Source organism: Streptococcus suis (assembly GCF_019794615.1).
GTDB classification, from domain to species: domain Bacteria; phylum Bacillota; class Bacilli; order Lactobacillales; family Streptococcaceae; genus Streptococcus; species Streptococcus suis_AI.
The window spans coordinates 1-18,478 of record NZ_JAIMDU010000038.1 but is presented as its reverse complement, the minus strand read 5'-3'; the positions used below and the strand labels follow the sequence as shown (position 1 = coordinate 18,478).

Below are 18,478 nucleotides of genomic sequence, written 5' to 3'. Positions count from 1 at the left end.
GCTTTAATCTGGTCTAGCATGATTTTTCCCCTTTTATTTCTAGTGTAACATAAAAAACTAACCTACCACAAAATGTGATAGATTAGTTAACTTAATGACATTGGGCTGATGCCTAGTTTTTTTTATATTGTATAGACATTTGAATTCGCTTTGATACATCGTCACTTTCAGCTTTTTATATTTCCGACCTATAACATTATAGCGATCCGTATCTCATTTCCTTGTCTGAAAGCTCTTTATTCAACAATTTGTTTTTTAAGCATAAAAAACAGCCTAGAGACCATTTTTAAAATGAATTCTAGGCTGTTTATGCAGTTGTATGTGGTGTCAAACTCAGCTTAATTTCATTGATAAAAGAGGAAGTAATATCTGTGATATTCTTTTTTTTATTTGTCACGTATCCCAATGTATGTGTTGGACTATCCTTTAAAGGAATGAGGACAATTTGTTCCTTGATAAAACTATTCACGATACCAAGTCCTGAAGCATAAGCATTACTTGCACACAGCAGATTCATCACAGTACCTCTATCATTGCTATAGATAATATTTTGACTTTGTTGGATTTCAAGTAGGTCTTCATCAAAAATAATACCAGATTTATCTTGTCGAAAACGAACTTGATGGTAACCGACTAAGTCTGCCTCGGATATTTCTGATAAATGAGCAAGTGGATGCTGCTTCCCTAAAAAGACTCGAGTTGGAAAATCTCCTAATGATGTAAATTCTAAATCTTGATTGTGTAAGGAGCGCTCAAGTATGTCTTTGTTGTCATGATTTAGATAGATAATACCAACATCAGACTCAAAATTTGCGACACTCTCTAGAATCCGTTTCGTTGTAGTTTCTATTAATTGAAAATCTTGGTATTCCTCTTTATATAGCTCTGCCATTCTGGCAAGAGGGATGGATAAAAAATCATAATGGTGGGAGGCAACTGTAAAACTTTTCTTGAAGGTGCTGCTATAGCGATGTTCAAGTAGGTTGAGCTCGCCCAGGATTCGTTTGGCATACTTAAGAAAATCGTGTCCCTCTTCAGTGAGACGGACGCCTTTATTGGATCTCAAAAATAATTTAACGCCAAGTTGATTCTCCAAATCTTTGATAGAGCTTGACAGATTTGGTTGAGTCACAAACAGTTCTTTTGCTGCTTGGCTAAAAGAACCTGCTCGTGCAACAGCTTCAACATACCGACATTGTTGTAAATTCATGTGGCGCCTCCTTTACCATTTCTAGTGTTATTATAGCAAAACCAACCCTGTATTTTCTGTAAAACTCCAATACAAATAAACTATGATGCGATAGTCTTTATCTATGGGTAAATAGAAAATCTATGGAAATATTACATTTTTTATCCCAAAAATGCATTTTCTCGAATAATGCTCATGTAAATCGTTCTAAAATAGATAAAATTCATCAAAAATGACGGTATTATGCCAAACGCTATTATTAAAAACTATAGCAATGAATAATTAGCTTTTATAATAAATTTTTCTTATAGCTAACAATAAAAAATATAGATTTTGCAAGTATAAATTGTGATGGTAAGATAGAGAAAAAATTTAAGGAAACATTTTATGAAAAAATATTTTTATATTGTCGTTGTGGTTTTTCTAGCTTTCTTTTTTATTTTTAAAAATAGTGCTGCTACAAAGGATGTTAGTGCAGATTCCAATAAAGTTACGGTAGCTTTAGAACAAAATACACAACCGTTAAGTTATACAAATGATAAAGGTGAATTGGTTGGCTATGAAGTTGATATTATTGAAAATGTAAATAAGGTAATAGAAGGATATGAGATAGCGATTGAGTCTGTATCAGCAGAAGCAGCAGAAGTCGGTATTGAAAGTGGAAAGTATGATCTAGTTGGGGGAGGTCTATTTAAAACTGAAGCTCGAGAGGAAAAATATCTTTTTCCGACAGAGAATACAGGTGTCAGTACAATTGAAATATATAAACGAGCTGAAGATGAAGATATTCAGACATTAGAAGATTTAGTTGGAAGAAAAATTAGTCCTGTTACAGCAAATGGTGGAATATTCAATTTGTTAACAACATACAACAATAAACATAAAGATAATCAGATTACGATTCCATTAGGTGAAAGTGGGGAGTTGGCCCAACGGTATCAAGGTCTAGCGGATGGAAAATATGATGCTGTTGTTATGCCATCAAATTTTGGTGCTGATAAAATTATTGAACAATTGGGTTTGGATATTGTTACTGCCGACGAACCAGTACAAGTTAATGGTACATACTTTATTATTTCTAAAGATCAGAAAGAATTTAAAGATGCATTTGATAAAGCAATTAAAAAATTAAAAGATGATGGCACTTTATCAGAACTTTCAAAAAAATGGTTTGGAGAAGATATGTTTCAGTATGAAATAACTGAACAGTAGGATGAGGTGATGGGCTGAAGATGAAAATCGAGTATATTATTGAAATATTACCTAGTTTAGTTTCCAAAATACCGGTTGTGTTTATAGTTTTTACTCTATCATTCATCACAGCCCTAATATTAGCAATAGCGATTGTGCTAATTAGAAAAATTGAAATTCCGATTATTAATACAATTGTTAAATTTTTTATCTCATTCTCTAGGAGCGTTCCTGGCCTGGTACATTTATTTCTCGTATTTTATGGATTGCCCAGCCTATTACTCAAGTTTAATATTGATATTAATAGTTGGAATAAAGTATATTTTTCCATTCTAGCGCTTTGTATCTACCATGGTTCGATAATATCAGAAATAATAAGACCAGCATTTGAAGCAATTCCTAATACTCAGTTTGAAGCTGGAATTAGTATTGGGATGACTTCGATACAAACAGTAATTAGGATAATCATTCCTCAAATGTTTCCAATCATTTTACCAAGCATCTGTAACACTTGTATTGACTTGTTTTTAGACACTTCGTTATTGTTCATCATTGGTGTAGCCGATATAATGGGCCAAGCAAAGATATTATCAGCGAATTCATTTGGTATATATCAAATTGAAATATACTTTACGGTTGCATTAATATATTGGTTCTTTTGTTGGATTATTGGAAGAATCTTTATAAAACTAGAAAGATACACAAATAGATTTTTAATGAATTGAGGAAAATAGGGTGGATAAAATGAATATTATTAATAATATAATCTTAGTTGTACCGTATACTTTACTAATTGCATTATTAATATTACTTATCGGTCTATTAGGTGGTGCCATTGTCGCATTTATTCGTTCTAAAGATTATGTATTTGTATCTTGTATCTTAAATTTATATGTTTCATTTACTCGTGGAGTGCCAATTGTTGTTCAATTATTAATCGGACAAGCTTTATTGCCCAAGGTAATTGAAACATTATATAAACTAGTAGGGAAAGAATATCAGCAGCAAGATTTCCCGATTTTATTGGTGGTATTAATATGTTATGGATCATATCAAATTGTCTTAGAATCGGAAAATTTAAGAGGAATCTATCAAGCAATAGATATCGCACAAGTTGAGGCTGGTTATTCAATTGGATTAACAACAAATCAGATACTTCGAAGAATTGTAATTCCACAGTTATTACCAACAGCATTTCCAATTGTACTAAATTCATTGTTAAAAATTGTAAGATCACTTTCTGTAGCTTTTCTAATTGGCTTTGTGGATATAATGGCAGAGGCAAGATATGAGGCAGCACTTTCTTCAGAATATATTTTTTCTTTCTTTGTGGCTGGAATTATTTATTGGATTATTTGCTTATTTTTCCAATTTTTGATTTTAGTATTCCATAGATATTACACTACACCATAAAAGTTGAGGAGTATTTAATGACAAAAAATAATAAAATTAAAAAAGTTCTTAATGGTGAATTCGTAGAAGATATTCCATTTTCATTTTGGTCACATTTTCCAGAGGTAGATAGAGAGCCAGAATTAATTGCTGAAGAAAGTTATAAACTTTATAAAAAATATAACTTAGATTTCATCAAGACAATGAATAACGGAATGTATGCAACCGAGGATTTCGGCTGTATTATCGATTATTCTGAAATAGAATCTGGTGGCGTTGCCCAAATCCATTCCACTCCAATAAATAGTTACTCAGATTGGAAATCTCTTAAACAACTAAGTCTGAAATCATCACCTGCGTTGCAACGAGAATTAAAATATCTTAAGTTGTTGCTTGAAAAGGTTGATGGTGAGGTTCCTGTTGTCATCACAGTATTTAGCCCGTTAACAATTGCGGATAAAATTTGTAATGGACACATTCAAGAAATGATTGAAGAAGATGAAGCTGGTGGATTATTATTAAAAGAGGCACTTGAAAAAATTACAGAAATTACTCGAGAGTTTGTAGAAGAAGCTATAAAAATTGGAGCTGATGGAATATATTTCGCAAGTCAACTAAGCACTTTCGATAGATTAAATCAGAAACAATATATTGAATATGGTCGACCATATGATTTACAAGTTTTAGAAAAAGCAGAGGATGGCTGGTTTAATACAGTTCATTTGCATGGTAATAGGATTATGTTTGATATTGTAAAAGATTATCCTGTGCAAGCAATTAATTGGCATATAGGAGAAAGTTATCCATCTCCTCGAGAAGGTCAAATCTATTCTAAAAAGGTTATTATGGGTGGAATAAATCGCCATGATGTGAGTGATTCAAATTATAATGAACTCCATCATCAGATTTATCGAACAATTTTTAGAACTCATGGGAAAGGTTTAATCTTAGCACCAGCTTGTGTAATTCCTAAACCTTTCGAAGATGAAACGATACAGTATTTAATTAAAGTTAAAAAAGAAACTGAGTTAATCTTTAATTCAAACTTTTTAGAGAGTAGCCTTCTTTAATTTTCCTAACAATTGTTTTAACAAACTTGAAAATTATGTAAAACTTGTATAGGAGAATTTATGTTAGAAGTTAAAAATATTGAGAAATCCTTTGGTGATAAAAAGGTTTTGGACGGTGTTAGTTTAAGGGTTGATCAGGGAGATGTCGTTGTCATTCTCGGTCCATCTGGTTCTGGAAAGACAACTTTCTTGAGGACCCTTAATTATTTGGAGAAGGCTGACGCAGGGCAATTGACTCTGGATGGAAAAGACTATGATTTGGCCAAAATCAGCCGAAAAGAAGTATTAGAAATTCGTCAAAAAACAGCCTTTGTTTTTCAAAATTATAATCTATTTGCCAATAAAACAGCTATTGAAAATATCTTAGAAGGATTAGTGATTGCAAGGAAAATTCCAAAAGCTGAAGCCTTAGAAATTGCGGAAAAAGCCCTAGCGAAAGTTGGTTTGTCGGACAAACGAGATGCCTATCCGAGTCAGCTTTCAGGTGGGCAGCAGCAACGGATAGGTATTGCGCGTGCTATTGCGGTAAAACCAGATGTTATCCTGTTTGATGAGCCAACATCTGCTTTAGACCCAGAGTTAATTGGTGACGTCTTGTCGGTCATGAAGGAATTGGCCCAGGAGGGTATTACGATGGTAGTGGTTACGCATGAAATGAGTTTTGCTAGAGATGTCGCCAATCACGTCATCTTTATGGAAGGTGGCCATATTATTGAAGAGGGTGAGCCCAAACAATTTTTCGCTCGACCGAAAGAAGAACGAACCAAGCAATTTTTAACAAGGATCATACCGGAATTAAATATTGACCCAGTCATCTAAAATGATTAGCAGTGCTAGTCATTTTTTTCATCCTGAAAAGTGGTGTTTTCTCATTATTTGTTAATGTATGGTGTATAAATTTGCAATTATTATGAACTATGTGAGAGAATATAAAAGAAAAAACATCGAAATCGGGATAAAAAGTCTAGTTTTGTAAGAATATTAGATCTAAAACCGAATATTTTTACGAAATTTAAACATTTTATGGAATTGTCTGAATATTTGTGATATAATGAACAGACTAACATATTGGAGGGATTTTATGACAATCTACAACTTTTCTGCAGGTCCTGCAGTATTGCCAAAACCAGTACTTGAACGCGCCCAAGCTGAATTCTTGGACTACAATGGTTCGGGAATGAGTGTTTTGGAGATGTCGCATCGCTCCAAGGACTTTGATGATATTATAAAGAATGCTGAGGCAACACTTCGTGAATTGATGGCGATTCCTGATAACTATAAAGTTATTTTCTTGCAAGGGGGAGCATCATTAGAATTCACAATGATTCCGCTCAACTTTGCTCAAGGCAAAAAAGCTTACTATCTTGTAGGTGGTTCATGGGGCAAAAAAGCCTATACAGAGGCAGTGAAGTTGTCTAAAACGATTGCCTTCGAACCAATTTTGCTTGGTTCAACTGAAGATATTACCTATGCAGAATTGCCAACTTTCGATAAAAATGATATTGATCCAAGTGCAGCCTATGTGCATTTGACAACAAATAACACTATTGAAGGTACAGCAGTATATGATATTCCTGACACCAATGGTGTGCCAGTGATTGCTGACATGTCTTCAAACATCTTAGCAGCTCGCTATAATGTTGAAGATTTTGCCATGATTTATGCTGGTGCACAGAAGAACATTGGTCCTGCTGGTGTGACAGTGGTGATTGTTCGTGAGGACTTCCTCAATGATCAACCTATGCTTTCAAGCATGTTGGACTACCGTATTCAAGCTGAAAATGAGTCTCTATATAATACTCCGCCAGCATACTCTATCTATATTTCTAAACTTGTCTTTGATTGGGTGAAAGAAATTGGTGGTGTTGATGAGATGGAAAAAATCAACCGCGAAAAATCTGGTTTGCTTTATGACTATATCGACCAGTCTGATTTCTACACAAATCCTGTTCGCAAAAAAGAGGAGCGTTCAGTAGCTAATATTCCTTTTGTTTCACCAAGTGAAGAATTGGATGCAAAATTTGTCAAAGAAGCAACTGCAGCTGGATTTAAGAATATCAAAGGTCACCGTTCAGTTGGTGGAATGCGGGCATCATTATACAATGCCTTTCCACGTCAAGGTGTGGTTGATTTGATCGAATTCATGAAGAAATTTGCTGCGGAGAATGCTTAATGGAAATTAGATTAGCGCATCCAAACGAGATAGAGGCTATTGTCAATATTCTTGAAGAAGCTAGGGCTTTTCTAGCATCTTCTGGTATTCATCAATGGCAGGGAGAGTATCCCAATAAAGACAATGTCTTTGACGATATCCTTTCTGGACGTGGGTATGTTGGCTTAGTGGACGGAAAAGTGGCTGCTTATGCAGCGGTTAACCGTGGCCAGGAAGAAGAGTATGAGGCAATTTATGATGGAAAATGGCACCATAACAATCCTGTCTATACCACTTTCCATAGAGTAGCAACCTCGAATGAGTTTCGTGGTCAGAGAGTTATTCAAACCTTTTTGCAAGGCTTAATTGAAGGGCAAAAAGGACCAGATTTCCGCTGTGATACTCATGAGCAAAATAAAGCAATGCAACATATTTTACAAAAACTGGGCTATGTCTATTGTGGAAAGGTTCCAATAGATGGAGAACGGTTAGCTTTTCAAAAAATCAAACACAAGAACGAACGTAGTCTTTATCAAGAGATTGATGAAGACGACCGTTGGTTACTCGGAAATAATTAATGAAATATAGAAAGAAAAGGCGGTAGCTATTCCGCCTTTTTAGGTAAAAATAAATGGTATTTAGCGTACGTACTTTTAATAATATCAACCAAGTTGGCCTGAAAGAATTGGGCAATAAATTCCAGATTGATGGAGATCATGCAAATAATCCTGATGCCTTTATTATTCGTTCTGAAAACTTGCATGGATTTGATTTTCCTGAAAACCTTAAAGCGATTGCTCGTGCAGGTGCTGGAACCAACAATATTCCAATCGAAGAAGCAACTGAGAAGGGAATTGTGGTTTTCAACACTCCTGGTGCCAATGCCAATGCGGTAAAAGAAGCAGTTATTGCTTCCATCCTCTTGTCAGCTCGTGACTATATCGGTGCGACTGCATGGGCTAACACTCTTTCAGGAGACGATGTGCCAAAGCAAGTTGAAGCAGGGAAGAAACAATTTGCAGGAACAGAGATTTCAGGAAAAACCTTGGGTGTCATCGGCTTGGGTGCAATTGGTGCCCGTATTGCGAATGATGCACGTCGTTTGGGAATGAATGTTCTTGGTTATGATCCCTATGTGTCTGTTGAAACAGCTTGGACGATTTCAAGCCATGTCAAACGTGTGGATGATTTAAAGGAAATTTTCACCAATGCCGATTACATTACTGTTCATGTACCATTGACAGATAAGACTCGCGGACTTTTCAATTCAGATAGTTTTGGACAGATGAAAAAAGGAACAACCCTCATTAATTTTGCTCGTGGCGAATTGGTTGTCAATGCAGACCTTTTCGAGGCAATTGAAGCGGGAGTGATTAAGAACTATATTACCGACTTCGGTACCGAGGAAGTTCTCAACAAAGAAAACATTATCGTCTTTCCACACGTTGGTGGATCAACAGAAGAGGCTGAACTGAATTGTGCTATTGCTGCTGGTCAGACCATTCGTCGTTTTATGGAAACTGGTGAAATCATTAATTCAGTTAACTTCCCGAATGTGAAACAGTTCTTGGATGCACCGTACCGTATTACCTTGATCAATAAAAATGTGCCAAATATTGTTGCAAGTATTACAACGGCTGTATCTGAATTAGGGATTAACATCGATAACATCATTAACCGATCTAAAGGTGATTACGCCTATACATTGTTGGATTTAGATGAATCTGATGAAACCAAAATCGCGAATTTGGTCGAAAAATTCAAGGCGGCAGATGCGATTACAAAAGTGCGAGTAATTAAACATAAATAATGCTATATAAACAAATCTATAAGAGTCCCTTAGGCTCAATCTCCCTTATTGCTAGTGATAAAGGCTTGATGGGCGCATGGCTTGAGGGACAGAAGTATTATGAAAAAGGAGTGACGGAAGAGGTATCTGTCACTTCTCATCATGTCTTAGAGCAAGCATGTGACTTGTTAACAAGCTATTTTTCTGGGGAAAATCCAGATTTTAGTCCCCTGCCACTTGATCTAAGAGGGACAGCATTTCAGTTAAAAGTTTGGAAGATATTGCAAGAAATTCCTGCGGGTCAAACGACTACTTATGGGCAAATTGCCAAAGAACTTGGTATTCAATCAGGTCAGGCTATTGGTGGCGCGGTAGGTCGTAACCCCCTATCCATTATTATTCCATGCCATAGAGTATTAAGTGGGGATGGAAAATTGACAGGTTATGCTGGCGGTCTAGACAAGAAAATCTGGCTCTTGCAACATGAAATTCCAGGATTTGAGGTAAAGGAATGATTTTATTTTATGAATATCCAAAATGTTCTACTTGTCGTGCAGCTAAGGCTGAGTTAATCAAATTAGGTGTGGAATTCGAAGCGATTGATATCAAAACGACCCCACCAAGTGCAAGTCAATTAAAAGACTGGATGGAGGCGACAGGATTTGAATTGAAAAAATACTTCAATACCTCCGGAAATAGCTATCGCGAGTTAGGTTTGAAGGATAAATTTGGCACTCTGACTTTAGAAGATGCACTTGGTTTACTCGCAAATGATGGTATGCTTATCAAACGCCCTTTGTTGATCAAAGACGGTAAAATTCTACAGATTGGTTACCGAACCAAATATGAAAATCTCGACCTTTGAAAGATCGAGATTTTTTTCATAATGCGTATTCGACGGAAATATATTCGTGTTTCTTCTTTAGTAAATAGAGCATTTGCTGCTTATCTTCAAGCAGTTTTCTAACAATTTCATGTTGAACATTGTGCAGGTTGATCTTTACTCGTATATTCATTCCCTGCTTGAAAATATGTATTTCAATATTGCCCGCATGGTCATCTAAATAGGTTTCTAAAATTTGATAAATGGAATCGTGAATTTCGGGTGCTTGTATGGTCCCGTTTGCCAATTCTTTAAAGGAAACAACCAGCCCAGCCCATGGTTCTTTAAAGGAAATGAGAGCCAGTACCACAGTTAGGAAAAAGTCCCCTGTGTAATGTAAAAAACCGAGTGGACTGCTGATTGGGATGAAGTGAAGGAGAATGACAGCCAAACCGATGGCTCCTGAAATAAGTCCATCAACTAAATTTCCCTTAGACTCTGCTTGGATAATAATGGACATGTGGTTTAATCTTGCACTCATGTGGCGATTATAGAAATAGAGTCCCATACAAACAAGGAACATGGTTATTGTGTAGGGAACAACTGGGCCAGTGGTCATTGTATGACCTATCCCGTTGACGAAATAGGCAAAAGCAGTAGCACTTGTTTCTAATACTGCAAATAGTAATAATAGCAGGGTTGCGAGTGATTTCATGATGGCATATAGAGGTTCTAAAAAATAGAGTCCCTGTGGAAAAGTGGTTGTTTTCCGATGGCTATTTTTTGAAATATAAAAGGCTACCATGGAGGAAACAAAAGCAATCAGTGAAAAGACACCATCTAAGAGCAGTGCGTTTAATCCTGTTATAATGTACACAGCCAGACCCGCTGTTCCGCTCAATCCATTTACGATTGAGGACACGATAAGAGATTTTCTTTCGATTTTTTTATGATTCATGACTCCTCCTTTGCTAGTTTATATATATATTATACCATATTTTGCAACCGTTTACAAATCTGTTGATTTTAAAAACCTAGCTTTTGCTAGGTTTGTAAGGGGATTAGACGTTAATTTCCATCACAATTGGTGTATGGTCTTGACGTGCACCAGAATCAATCATGTCCGATTTGGTAACCTTATCAGCCACTCTGTCACTAACTAGCCAGTAGTCAATTCTCCAGCCAGTATTGTTGATTTTACTGGTACGGCTACGTTGTGCCCACCAAGTATAGGCGTTAAGAACATCACCATGTAAATGACGGAAGGTATCTGTAAAACCATGGGCTAATAGATTTGTAAAGCCCTGACGTTCTTCATCTGTAAAACCTGGCGACTGGCGATTGCTTGCTGGATTTGCAAGGTCGATTTCCTTATGCGCAACGTTGTAATCGCCTGTTGCGAGAACCGGTTTTTGGCGATCTAGTTGTGAAAGGTAGGCAGCATATTGGAGGTCCCAGATTTGGCGGTCAGCCAATCTCTTCAAACCATCGCCTGCATTTGGTGTATAGACCTGTGTAACAAAAAAGTCATCAAACTCAAGCGTGATGATGCGACCCTCGGCATCCATGGTGGTTGGTGCCCCAATCTCAGGGAATGTTATCGTAGGAGTGAGGTGGTTCTTATAGAGAAAGAGTGTTCCTGCATAACCTTTGCGAGCGGGCTCCACTGATGAGCGCCAAGTATTGAAATAATCAGGAAAATAGGATTCTAATATTTCGAGATGCTTCTTAGTAGGTCCCTTATCAGATAGCTTGGTTTCCTGAATGGCAATGATGTCAGCGTCCTCTGCTACAAGAGTTTCAATGACGGCGCGTGACAGCAACGCACGAGGAGATTCAGCTGTAAGAGCGGCATTTAGGGAATCAATGTTCCAAGAAATAAGTTTCATATGGTTCCTTTTCTAGTTTGTTCTGACTAATATTATATCAAAAATACTGATTCCGAGCGAATAGGGAGTTTGGAAATATGTTTTAGTTACTTGTATGAAAATACCAAAACTATGTTATAATATAACTAATAAATTAATGCTTGTGGAGGTATATATGAAAAAAATATTGAGTGGTTTTCTCTGGCTTGCTCTCATTTTGGAAATCCTAGTTTACTATTGGTTTCAGCTACCAGCTTTCAATTTTTTGAGTCTAGAATTTTGGTTTTTTATACTTCAGTCTTTTGGCTTGCTGTGGATTGTACTCGCAATCACTAGCAAAGCTAGTCCGATTCGGAAAGTTTCCAAGATTTCAGGTCGTAATCGTCAAGTGGAGTCTTACCAATTTTCGTCGGGGAAATTACCGACTTATCTCAGTTGGTTGGGCCGTGTTTGGGTTGTAGTTGTTTTGCTGATTATCGTTCTAGGGGTCATCAATTCTCATATTTTTCGTGCGAAAGATTATTCTTCAGTAGTGACTGTGGAAGAAGCGGATTTTAAGACAGATTTTCCTGAGACCGATATTTCAAAATTGGCACTTTTAGATCGTGCGTCAGCGGAGAAGATTGGTGATACCTATCTGGGTACCATCGATAAGGTTTCACAGTTTGGTATTTCGAACGACTACCGCCAAATTACAATCGGACAGCAACCGTTTCGTGTGTCTCCATTGGAGTATAAGAGTTTTTGGAAATGGCTGAGCAATCACCAAGATGGTATTGGTTACTATGTAAAAGTAAATCAGACGACAGGTAAGGCAGAACTTGCCAAGTTGAACGAAGCCATGCATTACTCTGATTCTGAGTTTTTACTTAATGATACTCTGCGGCATCTTCGTCTCCAGTACCCAACAACTATTTTTGGTAAGCCTTCGTTTGAAGTGGATGACAAAGGGAATCCCTATTATATTGCAACGATATACGAGCCAAAATTTGGACTGTCATCACATGATCCAATTGGTGCTATTGTGTTAGATGCGGTTACAGGAGAAAGCAAGAAGTATCGTCTTGAAGAGATTCCTGAGTGGGTGGACCGAGTTTACTCTGCTGAAAATGTCATCAGTCGTGTTGATGATCATTACACTTACCAGAATGGTTTTTGGAATACCATTTTCAGCCAAACAGGTGTGAAAAATACTACGGATAGTTATAATTATATTTCCATCGGTTCAGATATTTATCTCTATACCGGTATTACCTCAGCGACAGCGGATTCATCAAACCTTGGTTTTATCCTAGTCAATATGCGTACTCGCGAAATTACTAACTACAAATTGGCTTCGGCAACAGAGTCAGCTGCTCAAGAGTCAGCAGAAGGGGAAGTGCAGGAGAAAGGCTACAAAGCAACTGCTCCAAGTTTAGTCAAATTAGTGGACACAGCTTACTATTTGGTATCCCTAAAAGATGATGCAGGTTTGGTTAAATCTTATGCATTAGTAGATGCAGAAGATTACCAACAAGTCACAGTGAACAATGATGTGGCCAGCTTAATTTCACAAGTTACTGGTAGGGATGCTTCTAGTCTAGCTGGACTTGCGACTACGACAAATGGAGATTCGAGTCAACCTACTGAAGTGGTAACGGGCAAGGTGGAAGCAGTTGCCAGCCAAATGATTGGTGGGTCAACGGTATATTATATCCAATCTGAAGGCAAGATTTATAAGGTTAAGGCTACTGAAGACAGTACAGACCAGTTGCCATTTATCAAGGTAGGCGATCAGTTTACTGGTCAATTGGATAAAAAGAATTACTTGCAACAGGTTGTCATCAATCCTGAATAAGAAGAAGTGGAAGATTGTCTGATGATGTCAGATGATCTTTCGCTTTTTTTATTTTCGTGCGAAATGCTGGTTTTTATTGTATAATGGAGCGTTGTGATTTTTTCTAGTGATTTTCGAAGAGTATGAGAACGTTTATCTAGGATGATTATCTATCAACAATCTATGGTTTAGGAGTTGTTTATGAATCTGTTGAGGAAAAAACAGGTAGGGGAGCGTAGTAGTCAAATGCGGCGTCACTTGGGTTTGGTTGATTTGATCTTTTTAGGGATTGGTTCAATGGTGGGAACAGGTATTTTTACAGTGACGGGATTGGCTGCTGCCCAATATGCTGGTCCTGCCTTAGTTATTTCTATCGTCATAGCAGCAATTTCAGTTGGTTTGACAGCATTATTCTATGCTGAATTTGCCTCACGCATACCTACGAACGGTGGAGCTTATGGGTATCTCTACACGGTTTTCGGGGAATTTCCTGCTTGGATTGCTGGTTGGCTGACCATTATGGAGTTCTTGACAGCTGTTTCAAGTGTTGCATCGGGATGGGGTGCTTATTTGAAAGGTCTCTTAGCTCATTTTGGTATTTCAATGCCAACTGCATTGAATGGTACCTTTAACCCTGCTGCGGGTACTTATGTAGACCTCTTACCAGTTCTGGTCTTGTTTTTCGTAATAGGGGTTGTTTTACTAAATTCTAAGGCGGCCCTTCGTTTTAATTCAGCCTTAGTTATCTTAAAATTCTCTGCCTTGGCCTTGTTTGTAATTGCTGGTATGTTCTTTATCAAACCGTCCAATTGGGCTGATTTTGCGCCCTTTGGGTTTGGAGCGATTTACGGTGGTCAAGCAGGTATAATGGCAGGAGCTTCTCTCATGTTCTTTGCCTTTCTTGGTTTTGAATCCATTTCGCTAGCTATAGATGAGGTAAAAACACCTGAAAAGAATGTGCCAAAGGGAATCGTCTTATCCCTCTTCATTGTCACAATATTGTACATTATAGTGACATTAGTCTTAACAGGGATGGTGCATTATTCTAAGTTGAATGTGGCAGATGCAGTTGCTTTTGCTTTGCGAGAGGTTGGTTTAGGTTGGGCAGCAAGCTATATTTCTGTTGTGGCCATTCTGACCTTGATTACAGTATGTATCTCGATGACTTATGCACTCTCACGGATGGTGTATTCGATTAGTCGCGATGGATTATTGCCGAAATCCTTGAGTCAATTGACCAAAACCAGTAAGGTTCCAAAGAATGCGACGATACTGGTTGGAATATTTGCGGCGATCTGTGCGGGTATTTTCCCCTTAGCAACCATTGCTTCCTTTCTGAATATTTGTACCTTAGCCTATTTGATGATGTTAGCAGTCGGTATCATTCGTCTTAGACAAATAGATGGGTTGCCAAAAGAAGGTCAGTTTAAAACACCGCTGGTACCCTTATTGCCTATTTTATCAATTCTGATTTGTCTTTCCTTTATGTTCCAATATAGTCTTGATACTTGGTTAGCTTTTGGAATTGCCTTAGTAATTGGCATGTTCATTTATTTCTTCTATGGCTATGGTCATTCTGAAGCAAAATAATGTTTATCCCTTCTTTATTTGAAGGGATTTTTTCTACAATTTTTTATAGAAATGCTGGAAAATTAAAAAATAAGATAGTATAATATATTTAATGAAAGACACAAATATGAAAGGAGAAGTGAGATGTCAAATCGAGATATTCGTGCTAAAGCAACGGCCATTCGTGAAAGTACGGATGGGATGATGACCTTATTTTTAGCCCCTGTTCTCATTATGGTCCTATCAGATGTTTTAGATCGGATGTGGGGACAGGCAGGTATTGTTTTATGGGGAAACACTTTTGTGAAAAATGGTGTGACGCGCACTATTCATTATATTTCACTAGGTCCGTCATCCTTCTTTGATTTCTTAGTACAATGCTTGCTTGTAACAGCTTGTTTTCAATTGATTAGGGTGGTCCGTAAAGAGAAAAGTATCGTTTCGTTCAAAGAGTGCTTTTCTCTGCTTGAGGGTAAAAATTTTTTACCGATTGTAGTGACCATTTTATTGAAACAAATTTTTCTCTATGTTGCTGCATTTCCAACTACAGTCGGAGTTGCATTGATATTACTTTCCTTTTATAATACAATTTTTATTGTTGAAGCGCCTGTGGGATATTCTCCAGATTTTTCGAGCCTTTTCAATTCGACAAATTTATATTTAGGTCTCATACTCATGCTAGTTGGGATTGTTTTGAATTTATATATTAATTATGGGCTCAGTCAGGTCACCTTTTTGCTATATGACTATTTGGACAAGGATTTGTACACATCACCCTTCAAGATATTTAAACAAAGTTGGCAATTGATGAGTGGGAATAAATGGCGTCGATTCTTGTTAGATCTTTCTTTTATTGGCTGGTTTATTGGCGTCATCTTAACGTTGGGACTCCTAGGACTCTATGTGTTCCCTTATTATTGGACCTGTCAAGCGCTGTTTTATGAAGATTTAATAGCTAAGAATCCTTTGGCTTTTTCCAATGAAAAAACAATCGTCACTTCAACCCCTGCTTAAGTTGTGAGTGTCACAAGCACATTAATCGATAAATCGTAGCGAATCCCTTCAAATCGAAGGGATTTTAGCATGTTTCGATAGAAATTAATGGAAAAAAGATGAAAAAAGTTCTATACTATAGTTAAAAGTGCGTGTTTATCAAATACCGTAGTAGTGTATAGAACGATGATTTCCAATACGAAAACAGATGCATAAGGAATGAAAATGGAAGGGAGATGGAAATGACGACGAACAATATCGTATCTAGAGCGATGGCTATTCGTGAGCGAACCAAGGGGACAACGATCCTGTTCTTGCCATCCATTTTGCTAGCTATTTGCTATGCCTTATCAACGACTATTTTTCGTCTATTTACTTTTCTGAGTCTACGACAAGATAGTTCATTGGTAGAGAGTCGCTTAGTTTCATCTGTTACATTAGCTTATTTTGCTCGTGAAGGAATCCAGCTTTTATTACAGCTTTTGATTGGGCTTGCTTGTTTTCATCTGCTGGAATTAGTCAGAGGTGATAGACAGGAAGTCACTCTGAAAGATTGCTTTTCACTACTCAAAACGGATTGGGCAAAACCTATTTGCGTGACCTTACTCTTTCAGTATTTGATTCTCATGGTAGCAGGTTTACCCGCCACGATAGGTTCCGCCTTATTGCTTATCGGTCTTACTATGAGGAGCTTGATGGTGCTTTCTCCTGGGGCAATGGCAGAGCTGGCTTCTCATCAGCCTGATCAAATGATGGCTAGAGGAGTGATTCTTTTTATAGTTGGCATCGTCTTGTATTTTCTTGTTTACTACGCCTATTCTCAGACTGTTTTTGTCCTGTTTGATCATTTAGATAATGCAAGTTACACCAACCCGCTGAATGTATTAAGAGAGAGTCGCCTCTTAATGAAAGGAAACTATTGGCAACGAATTCGTCTAGATCTATCATTTCTAGGCTGGTTTGTCGGTGAATTGGTAACTTTACATTTGTTGTCTATTTTTGTTCAACCATATTACCATATAGCTAGGACAATTTTTTACGAAGCCATAAAAGCAAAAATAAAGACTGTTAGCGAGTGAATCGTCAACAGTCTTTTGTTGTTTATTAGGATTTTCTTTTATGATTAAAATAGAGGTCATAGACAAGCCAAGCGATCACTCCACTTTGAACAAACAGGCTAATTACAGAACCTTCGACCCCGAAATCACCGCCAGATAGCCATTCAGGTCCTGTGATACCAACTTGTATAAAGGCCTGGCCAGCTTGTGTACCGCTAACTGGAAATGCAAAGACATTTCCTTGGAAACAATTCCAGGCAGCATGCAAGCCACCAATTGTCCAAATATTACCTGTTTTGAGCATCAACAAACAGGTTAAAATACCAAACAATGTGAGATCCAAAAGTGGTATGAGTGAGATAGCATGATTTCCTAAATGAAGAAATGTGAAAAAGAGCGAGGAAATAAGGATACCAACAGGAATAGTGTGTTTGGCTGAAAGTGATGAAAACATCCATCCTCTTGATAATATCTCTTCGGTTGTACCTTGGATTGACCAAGCTAGGATTAGTACAAAGAATTCTCCGAGTAATTTTATAGAGAACTGGATGCTAGTAAATTCAATCGCGTCTAATCCCCACATGATGAGGGTACACGTGGTCAGCATTGTAGCTCCGATTCCCCAACCGAGTAGAAAATCTTTTCCAGCCCCTTTTTTAGTAAACCCAAGTCCTAACCACGGGCTTTTTTCAACACATCGAGACCAAAGAATCACAATCAAACTAATAAATATAAATGCAAATAAATCCAAACTAAGTGAGAGAAATGGATTGTTTTCATACGGAATAAATGAAATTATCGGAGCATACACAATTAATCCTAGCATTTCCCCTACAATTAACAAAACTATCCCCATTAATGGGGAAGTAAGCGCATTAAGGTTAAACGCTGATTTAGCTTTTTCTTTGATAAATTCTGTTTTCATATACGGTCCACCTCGCAAATGCTTTACTAGTTTACTATTTTAGCATATTAATTTAGAAAATTCTAGGCTTATTTTTATGTAAAAGATTGAACGTTTACAAAATAATACACGGAGAAAGGTAAAATTCAAAAAAATTCCACAGAAAACCTGTGAAAAATATGGTATAATAGTACAGTAGAAAAGTTCCAAAAGCGGGGCGGAAATCTATTTTGGGAGGTGGTGCCTATGCAGTACCGAACTAGAAAGGTTTGCCGCAATGTCTGTCGCAGAGGCCCTCGGGCTAATGTTTCAGTTTGGCACGTTACTAATCGTGCTACTGACATTTATTTTTAACAATCGTAAAAAATAAAAGACAGCCAACCGCTATGAAACTTTGACAGAGTGAACTAGCAGGTTGACTGTAATCTTCATTCGTCCCGTCTTTAAAACGGTTCTACTGGGATTGGGTTGGCGCTCAATCCCTTTTTCAAAACTATTATATCACAAACTAAAATTGTTTGACAATTTTTTTGTTACAGTATAGTTTCTGGTTTTGTAAGCTAACTTCTCAAAGTAAGTTCTAGTCTAACACAAAAGCTGGAAATTAGACTGAGACAAAAAAATAAGGTAGAACTTACTATGGGACAAGTTGGTAACTGACAAT

The 18,478-nt window shown here is 37.2% G+C and carries 19 protein-coding genes; 15 read left to right on the top strand and 4 right to left on the bottom strand.

Features of this window, described 5'->3' with window-relative positions; all coding sequences use genetic code 11:
• Positions 1 to 307: 307 nt before the first annotated feature.
• Entirely contained in the window at positions 308 to 1,210 is a 903-nt protein-coding gene (locus tag K6V43_RS09850; protein ID WP_172129801.1) for a LysR family transcriptional regulator, read from the bottom strand.
• A gap of 366 nt (positions 1,211 to 1,576) precedes the next feature.
• On the opposite strand from K6V43_RS09850, the gene K6V43_RS09845 reads away from it, so the two are divergent.
• From K6V43_RS09845 to K6V43_RS09800, 10 genes are all read left to right on the top strand, one after another.
• Positions 1,577 to 2,401, top strand: a complete 825-nt coding sequence (locus K6V43_RS09845) for a transporter substrate-binding domain-containing protein (RefSeq protein ID WP_024397377.1) — start codon at positions 1,577 to 1,579, stop codon at positions 2,399 to 2,401.
• A gap of 20 nt (positions 2,402 to 2,421) precedes the next feature.
• Complete coding sequence (locus K6V43_RS09840; protein ID WP_222382907.1) at positions 2,422 to 3,105, top strand: amino acid ABC transporter permease; 684 nt, start codon at positions 2,422 to 2,424, stop codon at positions 3,103 to 3,105.
• Between the two features lie 19 nt (positions 3,106 to 3,124).
• A complete protein-coding gene (locus tag K6V43_RS09835; RefSeq protein ID WP_222382906.1) occupies positions 3,125 to 3,793 on the top strand; it encodes an ABC transporter permease subunit in 669 nt (222 codons plus the stop codon).
• Between the two features lie 17 nt (positions 3,794 to 3,810).
• The gene (locus K6V43_RS09830) at positions 3,811 to 4,842 is read left to right on the top strand and encodes a uroporphyrinogen decarboxylase family protein (RefSeq protein ID WP_222382905.1); all 1,032 of its coding nucleotides are present in this window, start codon (positions 3,811 to 3,813) and stop codon (positions 4,840 to 4,842) included.
• 60 nt (positions 4,843 to 4,902) lie between these two features.
• Positions 4,903 to 5,661 carry an amino acid ABC transporter ATP-binding protein gene (locus tag K6V43_RS09825; protein WP_105127299.1) on the top strand — a complete coding sequence of 253 codons (759 nt, stop codon included), beginning with the start codon at positions 4,903 to 4,905 and terminating at the stop codon, positions 5,659 to 5,661.
• Positions 5,662 to 5,923: 262 nt separating this feature from the next.
• Positions 5,924 to 7,015, top strand: coding sequence for a 3-phosphoserine/phosphohydroxythreonine transaminase (gene serC, locus K6V43_RS09820; RefSeq protein ID WP_222382904.1), 1,092 nt, complete (start codon positions 5,924 to 5,926; stop codon positions 7,013 to 7,015).
• On the top strand, positions 7,015 to 7,572 hold the full coding sequence (locus tag K6V43_RS09815; protein ID WP_222382903.1) for a GNAT family N-acetyltransferase: 558 nt from the start codon (positions 7,015 to 7,017) through the stop codon (positions 7,570 to 7,572). The genes serC and K6V43_RS09815 overlap by 1 nt, the downstream gene beginning before the upstream one ends.
• A gap of 53 nt (positions 7,573 to 7,625) precedes the next feature.
• Entirely contained in the window at positions 7,626 to 8,804 is a 1,179-nt protein-coding gene (locus K6V43_RS09810; protein ID WP_024404903.1) for a 3-phosphoglycerate dehydrogenase family protein, read from the top strand.
• Positions 8,801 to 9,298 carry a methylated-DNA--[protein]-cysteine S-methyltransferase gene (locus tag K6V43_RS09805; protein WP_496108341.1) on the top strand — a complete coding sequence of 166 codons (498 nt, stop codon included), beginning with the start codon at positions 8,801 to 8,803 and terminating at the stop codon, positions 9,296 to 9,298. Before K6V43_RS09810 ends, K6V43_RS09805 begins: the two co-directional genes overlap by 4 nt.
• Positions 9,295 to 9,648: an arsenate reductase family protein gene (locus K6V43_RS09800; RefSeq protein WP_222382899.1), complete on the top strand. Its 354-nt coding sequence runs from the start codon at positions 9,295 to 9,297 to the stop codon at positions 9,646 to 9,648. The genes K6V43_RS09805 and K6V43_RS09800 overlap by 4 nt, the downstream gene beginning before the upstream one ends.
• A 16-nt stretch (positions 9,649 to 9,664) precedes the next feature.
• Here the strand turns inward: K6V43_RS09800 and K6V43_RS09795 are convergent, their stop codons facing one another.
• Positions 9,665 to 10,564: a cation transporter gene (locus tag K6V43_RS09795; protein ID WP_222382897.1), complete on the bottom strand. Its 900-nt coding sequence runs from the start codon at positions 10,562 to 10,564 to the stop codon at positions 9,665 to 9,667.
• 103 nt (positions 10,565 to 10,667) lie between these two features.
• Positions 10,668 to 11,495, bottom strand: a complete 828-nt coding sequence (locus K6V43_RS09790; protein ID WP_172006080.1) for an exodeoxyribonuclease III — start codon at positions 11,493 to 11,495, stop codon at positions 10,668 to 10,670.
• A gap of 154 nt (positions 11,496 to 11,649) precedes the next feature.
• Between K6V43_RS09790 and K6V43_RS09785 the strand changes: the two genes are divergently transcribed.
• From K6V43_RS09785 to K6V43_RS09770, 4 genes are all read left to right on the top strand, one after another.
• Positions 11,650 to 13,311, top strand: coding sequence for a hypothetical protein (locus tag K6V43_RS09785; RefSeq protein ID WP_222382895.1), 1,662 nt, complete (start codon positions 11,650 to 11,652; stop codon positions 13,309 to 13,311).
• 180 nt (positions 13,312 to 13,491) lie between these two features.
• Positions 13,492 to 14,880: an amino acid permease gene (locus tag K6V43_RS09780; protein ID WP_160864630.1), complete on the top strand. Its 1,389-nt coding sequence runs from the start codon at positions 13,492 to 13,494 to the stop codon at positions 14,878 to 14,880.
• A gap of 123 nt (positions 14,881 to 15,003) precedes the next feature.
• On the top strand, positions 15,004 to 15,873 hold the full coding sequence (locus K6V43_RS09775) for a DUF975 family protein (protein ID WP_222382894.1): 870 nt from the start codon (positions 15,004 to 15,006) through the stop codon (positions 15,871 to 15,873).
• A 221-nt stretch (positions 15,874 to 16,094) separates the two neighbouring features.
• Positions 16,095 to 16,931, top strand: coding sequence for a DUF975 family protein (locus K6V43_RS09770; RefSeq protein ID WP_172103640.1), 837 nt, complete (start codon positions 16,095 to 16,097; stop codon positions 16,929 to 16,931).
• 25 nt (positions 16,932 to 16,956) lie between these two features.
• On the opposite strand, the gene K6V43_RS09765 is transcribed toward K6V43_RS09770, so the two are convergent.
• Positions 16,957 to 17,835 carry a type II CAAX endopeptidase family protein gene (locus tag K6V43_RS09765; protein WP_222382892.1) on the bottom strand — a complete coding sequence of 293 codons (879 nt, stop codon included), beginning with the start codon at positions 17,833 to 17,835 and terminating at the stop codon, positions 16,957 to 16,959.
• Between the two features lie 256 nt (positions 17,836 to 18,091).
• Here K6V43_RS09765 and K6V43_RS11720 point away from each other — a divergent pair, with 256 nt between their 5' ends.
• Positions 18,092 to 18,184 (top strand): putative holin-like toxin, encoded by a 93-nt coding sequence (locus K6V43_RS11720; RefSeq protein ID WP_221622108.1) that lies wholly within the window; start codon positions 18,092 to 18,094, stop codon positions 18,182 to 18,184.
• Positions 18,185 to 18,478: the final 294 nt, after the last annotated feature.

Coding starts and splice junctions, on each gene's coding strand:
- K6V43_RS09845 (WP_024397377.1), top strand. CDS start 1,577: ATGAAAAAATATTTTTATATTGTCGTTGTGGTTTTTCTAGCTTTCTTT.
- K6V43_RS09850 (WP_172129801.1), bottom strand. CDS start 1,210: ATGAATTTACAACAATGTCGGTATGTTGAAGCTGTTGCACGAGCAGGT.
- K6V43_RS09840 (WP_222382907.1), top strand. CDS start 2,422: ATGAAAATCGAGTATATTATTGAAATATTACCTAGTTTAGTTTCCAAA.
- K6V43_RS09785 (WP_222382895.1), top strand. CDS start 11,650: ATGAAAAAAATATTGAGTGGTTTTCTCTGGCTTGCTCTCATTTTGGAA.
- K6V43_RS09770 (WP_172103640.1), top strand. CDS start 16,095: ATGACGACGAACAATATCGTATCTAGAGCGATGGCTATTCGTGAGCGA.
- K6V43_RS09825 (WP_105127299.1), top strand. CDS start 4,903: ATGTTAGAAGTTAAAAATATTGAGAAATCCTTTGGTGATAAAAAGGTT.
- K6V43_RS09765 (WP_222382892.1), bottom strand. CDS start 17,835: ATGAAAACAGAATTTATCAAAGAAAAAGCTAAATCAGCGTTTAACCTT.
- K6V43_RS09815 (WP_222382903.1), top strand. CDS start 7,015: ATGGAAATTAGATTAGCGCATCCAAACGAGATAGAGGCTATTGTCAAT.
- K6V43_RS09810 (WP_024404903.1), top strand. CDS start 7,626: ATGGTATTTAGCGTACGTACTTTTAATAATATCAACCAAGTTGGCCTG.
- K6V43_RS09780 (WP_160864630.1), top strand. CDS start 13,492: ATGAATCTGTTGAGGAAAAAACAGGTAGGGGAGCGTAGTAGTCAAATG.
- K6V43_RS09800 (WP_222382899.1), top strand. CDS start 9,295: ATGATTTTATTTTATGAATATCCAAAATGTTCTACTTGTCGTGCAGCT.
- K6V43_RS09795 (WP_222382897.1), bottom strand. CDS start 10,564: ATGAATCATAAAAAAATCGAAAGAAAATCTCTTATCGTGTCCTCAATC.
- K6V43_RS09830 (WP_222382905.1), top strand. CDS start 3,811: ATGACAAAAAATAATAAAATTAAAAAAGTTCTTAATGGTGAATTCGTA.
- K6V43_RS09775 (WP_222382894.1), top strand. CDS start 15,004: ATGTCAAATCGAGATATTCGTGCTAAAGCAACGGCCATTCGTGAAAGT.
- K6V43_RS09790 (WP_172006080.1), bottom strand. CDS start 11,495: ATGAAACTTATTTCTTGGAACATTGATTCCCTAAATGCCGCTCTTACA.
- serC (WP_222382904.1), top strand. CDS start 5,924: ATGACAATCTACAACTTTTCTGCAGGTCCTGCAGTATTGCCAAAACCA.
- K6V43_RS09835 (WP_222382906.1), top strand. CDS start 3,125: ATGAATATTATTAATAATATAATCTTAGTTGTACCGTATACTTTACTA.
- K6V43_RS11720 (WP_221622108.1), top strand. CDS start 18,092: ATGTCTGTCGCAGAGGCCCTCGGGCTAATGTTTCAGTTTGGCACGTTA.